Origin of the sequence: Bifidobacterium longum subsp. infantis ATCC 15697 = JCM 1222 = DSM 20088 (assembly GCF_000269965.1) — a bacterium.
GTDB lineage: Bacteria > Actinomycetota > Actinomycetes > Actinomycetales > Bifidobacteriaceae > Bifidobacterium > Bifidobacterium infantis.
This window is the reverse complement of sequence record NC_017219.1, coordinates 1,876,080-1,889,172: the sequence shown is the minus strand read 5'-3', so window position 1 is coordinate 1,889,172 and position 13,093 is coordinate 1,876,080. Positions and strand designations below refer to the sequence as shown.

Annotated in this window: 9 protein-coding genes; all 9 read left to right on the top strand. The window is 61.4% G+C overall.

Annotated features, from left to right (window positions below; genetic code table 11):
• Positions 1-171 precede the first annotated feature (171 nt).
• The 9 genes from BLIJ_RS08935 to pflA all read left to right on the top strand — a co-directional run bounded on the left by BLIJ_RS08935 (position 172) and on the right by pflA (position 13,060).
• Positions 172-2,649 carry a phosphoketolase gene (locus tag BLIJ_RS08935; RefSeq protein WP_012578022.1) on the top strand — a complete coding sequence of 826 codons (2,478 nt, stop codon included), beginning with the start codon at positions 172-174 and terminating at the stop codon, positions 2,647-2,649.
• Positions 2,650-2,882: 233 nt separating this feature from the next.
• Positions 2,883-3,863 carry a MetQ/NlpA family ABC transporter substrate-binding protein gene (locus BLIJ_RS08930; RefSeq protein WP_014485012.1) on the top strand — a complete coding sequence of 327 codons (981 nt, stop codon included), beginning with the start codon at positions 2,883-2,885 and terminating at the stop codon, positions 3,861-3,863.
• A 132-nt stretch (positions 3,864-3,995) separates the two neighbouring features.
• Complete coding sequence (locus BLIJ_RS08925) at positions 3,996-5,210, top strand: methionine ABC transporter ATP-binding protein (RefSeq protein ID WP_012578020.1); 1,215 nt, start codon at positions 3,996-3,998, stop codon at positions 5,208-5,210.
• Positions 5,207-5,893 carry a methionine ABC transporter permease gene (locus tag BLIJ_RS08920; RefSeq protein WP_012578019.1) on the top strand — a complete coding sequence of 229 codons (687 nt, stop codon included), beginning with the start codon at positions 5,207-5,209 and terminating at the stop codon, positions 5,891-5,893. Before BLIJ_RS08925 ends, BLIJ_RS08920 begins: the two co-directional genes overlap by 4 nt.
• A gap of 88 nt (positions 5,894-5,981) precedes the next feature.
• A complete protein-coding gene (locus tag BLIJ_RS08915) occupies positions 5,982-7,133 on the top strand; it encodes a M20 metallopeptidase family protein (protein WP_012578018.1) in 1,152 nt (383 codons plus the stop codon).
• A 308-nt stretch (positions 7,134-7,441) separates the two neighbouring features.
• Positions 7,442-9,139, top strand: coding sequence for an NAD+ synthase (locus BLIJ_RS08910; RefSeq protein ID WP_012578017.1), 1,698 nt, complete (start codon positions 7,442-7,444; stop codon positions 9,137-9,139).
• Between the two features lie 52 nt (positions 9,140-9,191).
• On the top strand, positions 9,192-9,416 hold the full coding sequence (locus BLIJ_RS08905) for a hypothetical protein (protein WP_012578016.1): 225 nt from the start codon (positions 9,192-9,194) through the stop codon (positions 9,414-9,416).
• Between the two features lie 277 nt (positions 9,417-9,693).
• On the top strand, positions 9,694-12,069 hold the full coding sequence (gene pflB / locus BLIJ_RS08900) for a formate C-acetyltransferase (protein ID WP_014485011.1): 2,376 nt from the start codon (positions 9,694-9,696) through the stop codon (positions 12,067-12,069).
• Between the two features lie 109 nt (positions 12,070-12,178).
• The gene (gene pflA / locus BLIJ_RS08895) at positions 12,179-13,060 is read left to right on the top strand and encodes a pyruvate formate-lyase-activating protein (RefSeq protein ID WP_012578014.1); all 882 of its coding nucleotides are present in this window, start codon (positions 12,179-12,181) and stop codon (positions 13,058-13,060) included.
• Positions 13,061-13,093 lie beyond the last annotated feature (33 nt).

The following is a 13,093-nucleotide window of genomic DNA, read 5'->3' as shown; positions in this document are numbered from 1 at the left end:
ATTTCCGCAACAATTTCGAACACACCCGCAAGAAATCGTTCAAAAGTCGCGTTGTCCTCGTACCATGACGATTGACTGGGAACGGAAAACCTTGGCACCGCAAGGGTCAGGGACCGTGACCGAACAGAAATAATCAATCGCACGATTACGTGCAGGAGTACAGGAGTACACATGACGAGTCCTGTTATTGGCACCCCTTGGAAGAAGCTCAGCGCTCCGGTTTCCGAGGAAGCCCTCGAAGGCGTTGACAAGTACTGGCGCGTTGCCAACTACCTTTCCATCGGCCAGATTTATCTGCGTTCCAACCCGCTGATGAAGGAGCCCTTCACCCGCGAAGATGTGAAGCATCGTCTGGTGGGCCACTGGGGCACTACCCCTGGCCTGAACTTCCTCATCGGCCACATCAACCGTTTCATTGCTGACCACGGCCAGAACACCGTGATCATCATGGGCCCGGGCCACGGTGGCCCGGCCGGTACCTCCCAGTCCTACCTGGACGGCACCTACACCGAGACCTTCCCGAAGATCACCAAGGACGAAGCTGGTCTGCAGAAGTTCTTCCGTCAGTTCTCTTACCCGGGCGGTATTCCGTCCCACTTCGCTCCGGAGACCCCGGGCTCCATCCACGAGGGTGGTGAGCTGGGTTACGCTCTGTCCCACGCTTACGGCGCCATCATGGACAACCCGAGCCTGTTCGTCCCGGCCATCGTCGGCGACGGCGAGGCTGAGACCGGCCCGCTGGCTACCGGTTGGCAGTCCAACAAGCTCGTGAACCCGCGCACCGACGGTATCGTGCTGCCGATCCTGCACCTCAACGGCTACAAGATCGCCAACCCGACCATCCTGTCCCGCATCTCCGACGAAGAGCTCCACGAGTTCTTCCACGGCATGGGTTACGAGCCCTACGAGTTCGTCGCTGGCTTCGATGATGAGGACCACATGTCCATCCACCGCCGCTTCGCCGAGCTGTGGGAGACCATCTGGGACGAGATCTGCGACATCAAGGCCACCGCTCAGACCGACAACGTGCACCGTCCGTTCTACCCGATGCTGATCTTCCGCACCCCGAAGGGCTGGACCTGCCCGAAGTACATCGACGGCAAGAAGACCGAAGGCTCCTGGCGTTCCCACCAGGTGCCGCTGGCCTCCGCCCGCGACACCGAGGCCCACTTCGAGGTCCTCAAGAACTGGCTCGAGTCCTACAAGCCGGAAGAGCTGTTCGACGCCAACGGCGCCGTCAAGGACGACGTCCTCGCCTTCATGCCGAAGGGCGAGCTGCGTATCGGTGCCAACCCGAACGCCAACGGCGGTGTGATCCGCGACGACCTGAAGCTGCCGAACCTCGAGGACTACGAGGTCAAGGAAGTGGCCGAGTTCGGCCACGGCTGGGGCCAGCTCGAGGCCACCCGCTCCCTGGGCGCCTACACCCGCGACATCATCAAGAACAACCCGCGTGACTTCCGCATCTTCGGACCGGATGAGACCGCTTCCAACCGTCTGCAGGCTTCCTACGAAGTCACCAACAAGCAGTGGGATGCCGGCTACATCTCCGACGAGGTCGACGAGCACATGCGCGTCTCCGGCCAGGTCGTCGAGCAGCTGTCCGAGCACCAGATGGAAGGCTTCCTCGAGGCCTACCTGCTGACCGGCCGTCACGGCATCTGGAGCTCCTACGAGTCCTTCGTCCACGTGATCGACTCCATGCTGAACCAGCACGCCAAGTGGCTTGAGGCTACCGTCCGCGAGATTCCGTGGCGCAAGCCGATCGCCTCCATGAACCTGCTGGTCTCCTCCCACGTCTGGCGTCAGGACCACAACGGCTTCTCCCACCAGGATCCGGGTGTCACCTCCGTCCTGCTGAACAAGTGCTTCCACAACGACCACGTCATCGGCATCTACTTCGCCACCGACGCGAACATGCTGCTGGCCATCGCCGAGAAGTGCTACAAGTCCACCAACAAGATCAACGCCATCATCGCCGGCAAGCAGCCCGCCGCCACCTGGCTGACCCTGGACGAGGCTCGCGCCGAGCTCGAGAAGGGTGCCGCCGCTTGGGACTGGGCCTCCACCGCCAAGACCAACGATGAAGCCGAGATCGTGCTTGCCGCCGCCGGCGACGTCCCCACCCAGGAGATCATGGCCGCTTCCGACAAGCTGAAGGAACTGGGCATCAAGTTCAAGGTCGTGAACGTTGTCGACCTGCTCTCCCTGCAGTCCGCCAAGGAGAACGACGAGGCCCTGTCCAACGAGGAGTTCGCCGACATCTTCACCGCCGACAAGCCGGTGCTGTTCGCGTACCACTCCTACGCCCACGACGTGCGCGGTCTGATCTACGATCGTCCGAACCACGACAACTTCAACGTCCACGGCTACGAGGAGGAGGGCTCCACCACCACCCCGTACGACATGGTTCGTGTCAACCGCATCGACCGCTACGAGCTGACCGCTGAGGCTCTGCGCATGATCGACGCCGACAAGTACGCCGACAAGATCGACGAGCTCGAGAAGTTCCGTGATGAGGCCTTCCAGTTCGCCGTCGACAAGGGCTACGACCACCCGGACTACACCGACTGGGTGTACTCCGGCGTGAACACCGGCAAGAAGGGTGCCGTCACCGCTACCGCCGCTACCGCTGGCGACAACGAGTGATAACACCTCCACGGTGTCGTTAGACCGCTGACGAAACAGGGCCCGGGATCCGTCCCGGGCCCTGTTCGCATATCGGCACCGGCTGTGCCGCCCGGCCGCCAAACGCACGAATCCCGGCCATTGCATGCGCGCCATAAAAGACACTTATACGGCAATCGGCCATTTTTCGACACTTTCGCGGTTCAAGCGCGTTATGGTGTTACCCGACATCAATTTTGGAGAGAGGAAATCCAATGACAGCAGCAACCCAGCCGGCAACCCCGGCCGCTCCTAACAATAACGAGCCGGTGCGTGTGAACCACACCGCCCGCAACGTAATCATCACCATCGTGGTCGTGGCGATTATCGCCGTGGCCGCGTTCTTCGGCTACCGCGCGTTTGCCGGTGCCAACGAGTCGTCCGCCAAGGGCAGCAAGGGTAACCCGGTCAAGATCGGCGTGGTCGGTGCCACCAACCCCGAATGGGTCAAGTTCAAGCAGAACGCCGAGAAGGCCGGCATCTACGTCGACATCGTCGACTTCCAGGACTACACCTCCGAAAACCCGGCCCTCGACTCCGGCGAGCTGGACCTCAACGAATTCCAGCACCTGCTTTACCTGGCCAACTACAACGTGAGCAACAAGAAGGACCTGCAGCCCATCGGCGGCACCGCCATCTACCCGCTCGGCGTGTACTCCACCAAGGTCAAGGACATCAAGGACCTGAAGCAGGGCGACACCGTCACCATCCCGAACGACGAAACCAACCAGGCCCGCGCCATCGGCGTACTCAAGGCCGCCGGTCTCGTGACGCTCAAGGGCGACTGGACCGCCTTCTCCACCCCGGCCGACATCGATGAAGCCAAGAGCAAGGTCAAGGTCACCCCGTTGAAGGCGGAACAGGTGGCCACCACTCTGAAAGACCCGACCATCGCGGCCGGCGTGATCAACAACGACTACGTGGCCGACGCCGGACTCAACCCGAAGGACGCCATCTACCAGGACAACGCCGAATCCGAAGAAGCCCGCCCCTACATCAACGTGTGGGTGGCCCGCAAGGCGGACGTGAACAATGAGACCTACAAGAAGCTCGTCTCCATCTTCCAGCAGAAGGACGTGCTCGACGCCCTGCAGGAGAACTCCGGCGGTACCGCGGTCTTCGCCGACAAGTTCAGCGCCAGCGAGCTGCAAGGCTTCCTGTCCGACATCGAGAAGGATGCCAAGGCCCAGCAGTGAGCCGTGGCTGATACGAGCGTACGACTAACCTATCCATAGCCATTACCACCAAGCGGAGCGAGTACCCGAGCCAACATCGGGATTCGCTCCGCTTCCGTGACCGGACACCAACAACCAGCATCAGGGAGCACTATGAGCGACCCCATCATCACCTTCGACCATGTCGTGAAGGAATTCAGAACACGCGGACGCGGCGCGAACATCGCACGAGCCGTGGATGACGTCAGCCTGACCATCGATCGCGGCGACATCTTCGGCATCATCGGCTATTCCGGTGCCGGCAAATCCACACTGGTCCGGCTTATCAACGCGCTCGAACGACCCACCTCCGGCACTGTGACCGTGCTCGGTACCGATATCACCTCTTTGAGTGAGACCAAGCTGCGACCCATCCGTCAGAAAATCGGCATGATTTTCCAGCAGTTCAACCTGTTCTCCACCAAAACCGTGGCCCAGAACATCGCCTACCCACTGCAACTCGATCACTGGCGCAAGGACTATCAGGATCGTCGTGTCAACGAACTCCTTGAATTCGTGGGCCTCAGTGAGCACGCAAACAAATACCCTTCGCAGCTGTCCGGCGGCCAGAAGCAGCGCGTCGGCATCGCCCGCGCACTGGCCACTAATCCGGAGATTCTGCTCGCCGACGAAGCCACCAGCGCGCTCGACCCGGAAACCACCACCGAAGTGCTGGCCTTGCTCAAGCGTGTGAACGAGGAATTCGGCATCACCATTGTGCTTATCACCCATCAGATGAACGTGGTCCAGCAGATTGCCGGCCGTGTGGCCGTAATGAGCGCCGGACGCGTGGTCGAATCCGGCGACGTATACGACGTGTTCGCTGCACCCCAGCAGCCGGTGACCAAGCGATTCATCGCCACCGCATTGTCCGGCCTGCCCGAGGAAGATCGGGTCGAGCGATTGCATCACGAATGGTCGGGCCGCATTGTCACCGTGCTTATCCGACAAAAGGACGTTTCCGGCACCCAAGGCCATGAACTCAAGGCATCCGGACAGAATATCTCCGAACTCATCGCCAAATACGGCGTTGAATCCAGCCTGCTCTACGGCGGTATCGACACGGTCAAAGGTGCCGCCATCGGGGCCATCACCTACGAATTCAACGGGCCCGGCTGGCATGTGGACGAATTCCTGCGCGAGCTCGCCGTCAATAGCGACGTCATCGACTTCGGCACCGCCGCAAAGCCTGTGGCGTACGCCGACGCGGTCGCTGGACATGCCACCTACGCCGAAGACCGATCCCATGACCCGCTGGCGGCCGATACTGCCTCTGCATCCACCGCGCCCGGTGTATCCGCCGCCGCACATGAAGGAGACAACGCATGATCATCCTCGCCAACCCCCGCAGCGACTGGAACGTGTTGCGCCCGCTCCTGTTCGAATCCATCGGCCAGACCCTGACCATGGTGCTCATCACCCTCGTGATCGGCGGATTCCTCGGTCTGATCCTCGGAGTGGTGCTCTACGGCACCCGCCCCGGTAACCTGTTCGAGAACGCGGTCGTCTACCGCATCCTTGACATCATCGTCAACATCGTGCGCCCGATTCCGTTCATCATTTTCCTGGCAGCCATGCAGCCCCTCACCATCGTCGTGGTCGGCACCTCCATCGGCACCGTGGCCGCCATCTTCCCGATGGCGGTCATGTGCACTTTCGCCACTTCTCGTCTGGTCGAACAGAATCTCGTGCCGGTCGACCCGGGAGTAATCGAGGCCGCGCGTTCGATGGGCGCCGGCAAGCTCACCATCATCCGCACTGTGCTCATCCCCGAAGCCCTGGCACCGCTGATCCTGGCCTACGCCTTCCTGTTCATCGGCGTGCTCGACATGTCTGCCATGGCCGGCTACATCGGCGGTGGCGGTCTCGGTAACTTCGCCATCGCCTACGGCTACCAGAAGTTCGACCAGACCGTCACCTGGACGGCCGTGATCATCATGATCGTACTGGTCCAGGTGGTGCAGGGCATCGCCAACGCCATCGCCAAACGACTGCTCAAACGCCAGCAATAACAAGGCATACTGACCCCATAGATCGCGGCCCTCGCCAATATGAAGCGAGGGCCGCAATATATTCTTCGCGCTACTAGAATCGAGAACCATGAGCGAACACATCGACATTGACCACGAACTCATCACCATCCGCCACTACCTGCACGCCCATCCGGAGCGTAGTTTCCGTGAATTCGACACCAGCATCTATCTGACCGACCAGCTCAAGGCGCACGGCATCGAGATCCTGCACAACCCGCTGGAGACTGGTGTTGTGGGGCTCATTCAGGGCGAGGACGGTCCCGGGCCGCGTATCGGGCTGCGCGCCGACATCGACGGCCTGCCCATCGTGGAAGACTCCGGACTGGAGTTCAGCTCCGTCAATGAAGGCGTGATGCACGGCTGCGGCCATGACCTGCACATGACCGGCCTGCTCGGCGCCGCGTTCTGGCTCGCCGAACACCGTGACAAGTTCGCCGGCTCAATCAAGATTCTGTTCCAGCCGAGTGAGGAGACCGGCCAAGGCGCTCGCGCCATGATCGACGCCGGACTCGTGGATGACGTCGAAGCCATTATCGGCACGCACAACAACCCCAACTATGCGCCGGGCCAGCTGGCCATCGGCGTTGAGCCGATGATGGCCGGCTGCGTGAAATTCCGCGTGACCCTCCACGCCCAAGGCACCCACGCCGGCTACCCGTACAAGGGCACCGGGCCCATCGAAGCGCTCTCCAGTATTATTCTGAGCCTGCAGACCATCGTGAGCCGCAACGTCACGCCCTTCCACCCGCTGGTGCTGTCCGTTACCGAAGTGCACGGCGGCCATGTGTGGAACGTGGTGCCCGCCGAAGCCGGATTCCAAGGGACTGTGCGCTATTTCCACAAGTCGGATGGCAATCTGGTCGGCCGCCGATTCAAGGAAGTGGTGGAACACACCGCCGAGGCATACGGCATCAGCGCCGACGTGGTCTGGGATGACTTTCAAGACCCGCTGGTCTCCGATCCAGGTCTTGCCAAGGCCGTGGCGGCGGATGTCAACGACTACGCGCAGCTCGAACCGATACGTCAGTCGATGGCGGGGGAGGACTTCTGCGAATTCGCCAAGGTGACGTTGCCGGTGTTCGCGTTCGTCGGGTCAAACGGCCAAGAAGGTTGCGCCGACTGGCATAGCCCGCATTTCGTGGGTCTCGACGAATCCATTCCCACCTTCGTCAACTTCTACGTCAACGCCGCTCTGCGCGTGCTCAACGAGCTGAGGTAAATCCTTTTCTGGCTCCCCTCTGTAGCCGAAGGTGAGGCGACAGCCGAACCAGATATGCGCGGGCCTCGCCCGTCCATAAGTGCAGGACGAGCTATCAGCGAAGCTGACTGAGGGGAGTGACATTCGTTCATTAGGTCGATTCATCGTCCATTAGGTCGGTGAACGGTGATACTGGTTGTTGGAATCACGCCATTGCAACGACTGATATCGCATTGCAGTGACCTAATGAACGCAAAAACGACCTAATGAATGACGCCAAGCCGGAAGAACAGGCAATCCGACGCCATACGCGGCTACACTAAGAAGCTATGACACAGCTTCGCTTCGCACTCGCCCAGATCGACACCTGCGTCGGCGCGCTTGACGTCAACGCCGCCAAGGTGCTCGACTACTCCCGTAAAGCCGCCGCAGGAAACGCCCAGGTGGTAGTCTTCTCGGAAATGACCCTCACCGGATACCCCATCGAGGATCTGGCCCTGCGCCGCACCTTCCGCCAAGCCGCATGGGACAAGGCCAACGAACTCGCCACCCAGCTCAACGACGACGGCCTCGGCGATCTGTTCGTGGTGGTCGGCACCGTGGGCACCGACCGCAAGACCTCCAAGCCGCGCAACCGACTGGTGGTCTTGCATCAGGGCGTGGTCTGGGCCGGCTACGACAAGCACTTCCTGCCCAACTACGGCGTGTTCGATGAATTCCGCATCTTCTCCGCCGGCGACCGCTCCGTGACCCTCGACGTGGACGGCGCCACCATTGGCGTGGCCATCTGCGAGGACATCTGGCAGGACGGCGGCCCGGTGGCCGACCTGGCCACCAAGAACATCGACCTGCTGCTCACCATCAACGGATCGCCGTATGAGGAAGGCAAGACCAACACCCGTTTTGAGCTCGCCCAGCGTCGTGCCGCCGAGGTTAACGCCCCGGTCATCTACCTGAATCAGGTCGGCGGTCAAGACGACCTCGTCTTCGACGGTGGCAGTTTCGTGGTCGACGCCGACGGCACGCTTATCGAACGCAGCCCGATGTTCATGGAAAACCTGACGTTCTGGGACTTCGATTCCGCCGCCGAACATCAGGCCAAGGCCGAGATCGTTCCGGAACTCGACCCGGACGAAGAGGTATACACCGCCTGCGTGCTCGGCCTCAAGGACTACATGGCCAAGAACCACTTCACCGGCGTGACGCTGGGCCTCTCAGGAGGTATCGACTCCGCACTGGTAGCCGCCATGGCGGCCGACGCATGCGGCGGCGAGAACGTCTGGGGTATCTCCATGCCCTCCATGTACTCCTCCGATGGTTCCAAAGACGACGCCGCTGACCTGGCCTCCAACATTGGCGCCCATTACGAGGTTCAGCCCATTGAGCCATTGTTCAACGCCTACCAACAGCAACTTGATCTCCATGGTGTCTCCGCCGAGAACCTGCAGGCCCGCATCCGCGGTGTGATCGTGATGGCCAGTTCCAATTCGCGCGGTCTGCTCGCCGTGGCCACCGGCAACAAGTCAGAGCTCGCCTGCGGCTACTCGACCATCTACGGCGATGCGGTAGGCGGTTACGCACCCATCAAGGACCTGCTCAAGACCCGCGTCTGGGAGATCAGCCGTTGGCGTAACAAGGCCGCGGCCGCGGGCGTCGGCATCGGTGGGCTCAAGATCGTGGGCAACGAGGACGGCAACACCGGCGTCCCGCTCAAGGACGGCGTGATGATTCCGGTCTCATCCATCGAGAAGGCTCCCTCGGCCGAGTTGCGCCCCGGGCAGAAGGACTCCGACTCCCTGCCCGAATACGCGCTGCTCGACAAGGTGCTCGCCGCATACATCGAGCACGCGCACGGCCGTGCCGACCTGTTAGCCGACGGCTTTGACCAGGCCACCGTAGACACCGTGATGCGATTGGTGGACCGCGCTGAATGGAAGCGCCGCCAATACCCGCTGGGTCCCAAGGTCACGGCCCTCGCGTTCGGACGTGACCGCCGACTGCCCGTCACCAACGCATTCAGGGAATAAACATATATTGCTCCCGCCAGCGGGAGCAAGTAATACCGTTGAGGAGGTACCAATGACAGACGATAACAAGAAGCAGTGGTATTTCAACACCGTCAAGAAGCAGGCCGAGCTGGGCATGGTCTCACCGGTCGAACAGCGCATGGGTCCGTACAAGACCAAGGAAGACGCCGAACATGCGTGGGACATCGTGGTGGACCGCAATGCCAGATGGGAGGAGGAGAACCGGCGCTGGAAGAACTACGGCGCGAAACCCGCACAGGCTCACCCCGAGGATTGACGGTCGAAAACTGGCGGATACGGTTCTGCTGTCAAGCTCAAGACCGAGCTGCTCATCAAACAGCTCATACGAACATCACAGTATGAGCGGTTTCCCATATCTGGAGATGTGCAATAGTCCCATCAATACCTAGAAACCATTGGAATGGTAGCGTTCGCAAAAACAATGTGAGATAGCTCACCCCCAATTTCGGCTTTTCTCAAGCAAGTGCCAACTACACTTGTGAACCAAGGGTTCCGTGAGGATGCGAAACCTACAACCCCATGTAAGGAGTGACATGACCGCAGTGGAAAATGCAGCTGTCTCCCAGGAGGAGCTCGACGCCAAGGCGTGGGCTGGCTTCACCGAGGGCAACTGGCAGAAGGATATCGACGTTCGAGACTTCATCCAGAAGAACTACACCCCGTACGAGGGCGACGAGAGCTTCCTGGCGCCTGCCACCGAGAAGACCAAGCATCTGTGGAAGTACCTCGACGACAACTATCTGGCCGTGGAGCGCAAGCAGCGCGTCTACGACGTTGACACCCACACCCCGGCAGGCATCGACGCCTTCCCGGCCGGCTACATCGAATCTCCGGAAATCGACGACGTGATCGTCGGCCTGCAGACCGACGTGCCCTGCAAGCGCGCCATGATGCCGAACGGCGGCTGGCGCATGGTCGAGCAGGCCATCAAGGAAGCCGGCAAGGAGCCCGATCCGGAGATCAAGAAGATCTTCACCAAGTACCGCAAGACGCACAACGACGGCGTCTTCGGCGTCTACACCAAGGCCATCAAGATCGCCCGCCACAACAAGATCCTCACCGGCCTGCCGGACGCCTACGGCCGAGGCCGCATCATCGGCGACTACCGCCGCGTCGCCCTGTACGGCGTCAACAAGCTGATCGCCTTCAAGAAGCGCGATAAGGACTCCATCCCGTACCGCAACGACTTCACCGAGCCGGAGATCGAGCACTGGATCCGCTTCCGCGAGGAGCACGACGAGCAGATCAAGGCCCTCAAGCAGCTCATCACCCTCGGCAACGAGTACGGCCTGGATCTGACCCGTCCGGCCCAGACCGCCAAGGAAGCCGTGCAGTGGACCTACATGGGCTACCTGGCCTCCATCAAGTCCCAGGACGGCGCCGCCATGTCGTTCGGCCGCAACTCCGCCTTCCTCGACTGCTTCATCGAGCGCGACCTCAAGGCCGGCAAGATCACCGAGACCGACGCCCAGGAGCTCATCGACAACATCGTCATGAAGCTGCGCATCGTGCGCTTCCTGCGTACCAAGGACTACGACAACATCTTCTCCGGCGACCCGTACTGGGCGACCTGGTCCGACGCCGGTTTCGGCGACGACGGCCGTCCGCTGGTCACCAAGACCTCCTTCCGTCTGCTCAACACGCTGACCCTCGAACACCTCGGGCCCGGCCCCGAGCCGAACATCACCATCTTCTGGGATCCGAAGCTGCCGGAAGGCTACAAGCGCTTCTGCGCCAAGATCTCCATCGACACCTCCGCCATCCAGTACGAGTCCGACAAGGAGATCCGCAACCACTGGGGCGATGACGCCGCCATCGCCTGCTGCGTCTCCCCGATGCGTGTGGGCAAGCAGATGCAGTTCTTCGCCGCCCGAGTGAACTCCGCCAAGGCCCTGCTGTACGCCATCAACGGCGGCCGCGACGAGATGACCGGCATGCAGGTCATCGACAAGGGCGTCATCGACCCGATCGCCCCGGAAGCCGACGGCACCTTGGACTACGAGAAGGTCAAGAACAACTACGAGAAGGCGCTCGAGTGGCTGTCCGAAACCTACGTCGAAGCGCTGAACATCATCCACTACATGCACGATAAGTACGCCTACGAGTCCATCGAGATGGCCCTGCACGACAAGGAGGTGTACCGCACCCTCGGTTGCGGCATGTCCGGTCTGTCCATCGCCGCCGACTCCCTGTCCGCCATCAAGTACGCCAAGGTGTACCCGATCACCAACAAGGAAGCCAAGAACCTCGAAGGCCACGAGTACGAGTACGTCGAAGGCGCCGACGACGATCTGGTCGTCGGCTACCGCACCGAGGGCGAGTTCCCGGTCTACGGCAACGACGACGACCGCGCCGACGACATCGCCAAGTGGGTCGTCTCCACCGTGATGGGCCAGGTCAAGCGCCTGCCCGTCTACCGTGGCGCCGTCCCGACCCAGTCCATCCTGACCATCACCTCCAACGTGGAGTACGGCAAGAACACCGGTTCCTTCCCGTCCCGCCACAAGAAGGGCACCCCGTACGCCCCGGGCGCCAACCCGGAGAACGGCATGGACTCGCACGGCATGTTGCCGTCCATGTTCTCCGTCGGCAAGATCGACTACAACGACGCGCTCGACGGCATCTCGCTGACCAACACCATCACCCCCGATGGCCTGGGCCGCGATGAAGCCGAGCGCATCGGCAACCTGGTCGGCATCCTGGACGCGGGCAACGGCCACGGCCTCTACCACGCGAACATCAACGTTCTGCGCCGCGAGACCATGGAGGACGCCGTCGAGCACCCCGAAAAGTACCCGCACCTGACCGTGCGCGTCTCCGGCTACGCGGTGAACTTCGTCAAGCTCACCAAGGAGCAGCAGCTCGACGTCATCTCCCGTACCTTCCACCAGGGCGCCGTCGTCGACTGATGACCAACCCCGCGAACCGCGGCAATGACTAACTGAAGGGGTGGGGCACGGCTCCACCCCTTCCTTATTTTCCACAGACTTTCGCATCATTTGGAACAGGAGGACAACTATGCCCGCAACACCCACGTTCCGCACCACGACCAGGCATATGCTCAAGGAATCGAAGACCTATGCCTCGCAGACTTTGATGGGCGGCCTTTCCGGCTTTGAATCCCCAATCGGACTCGACCGACGTGACCGCCTTTCCGCCCTGAAATCCGGCGATATCGGCTTCGTCCACTCTTGGGACATCAACACCTCCGTGGATGGACCGGGCACCCGCATGACCGTATTCATGTCCGGCTGCCCGCTGCGCTGCCAGTACTGCCAGAACCCGGACACTTGGAAGATGCGCGACGGCAAGCCCGTCTACCTTGACGCCATGATCAAGAAGGTCGATCGTTACAAGGACCTGTTCAAGGCCACGCATGGCGGTATCACCTTCTCCGGCGGCGAATCCATGATGCAGCCCGCCTTCGTCTCGCGCGTGTTCCACGCCGCCCGGGAGATGGGCGTGCACACCTGCCTCGATACGTCCGGCTTCCTCAACACGAGCTACACCGACGAGATGCTCGAGGACATCGACCTATGCCTGCTCGACGTCAAATCCGGTGACGAACGGACCTATCACGAGGTCACCGGCGGCACCCTGCAGCCCACCATCGACTTCGGGCAGCGGTTGGCCAAGGCCGGCAAGAAGATCTGGGTGCGTTTCGTGCTGGTCCCGGGGTTGACCGACTCCGAGGAGAACGTCGAAAACGTGGCGCGGATCTGCGAGACCTTCGGCGACGCCATCGAACACGTCGACGTGCTGGGATTCCACCAGCTGGGCCGGCCGAAGTGGCACGAACTGCGCATCCCATACCCGCTGGAGAACCAGAAGGGACCCAACGCCGCCACTCGCGAACGGGTGGCCAACCAGTTCAAGGACCACGGCTTCACCGTGTTTTAAATTGCAGGGCCGAACCGCGCGTAAATACCACGA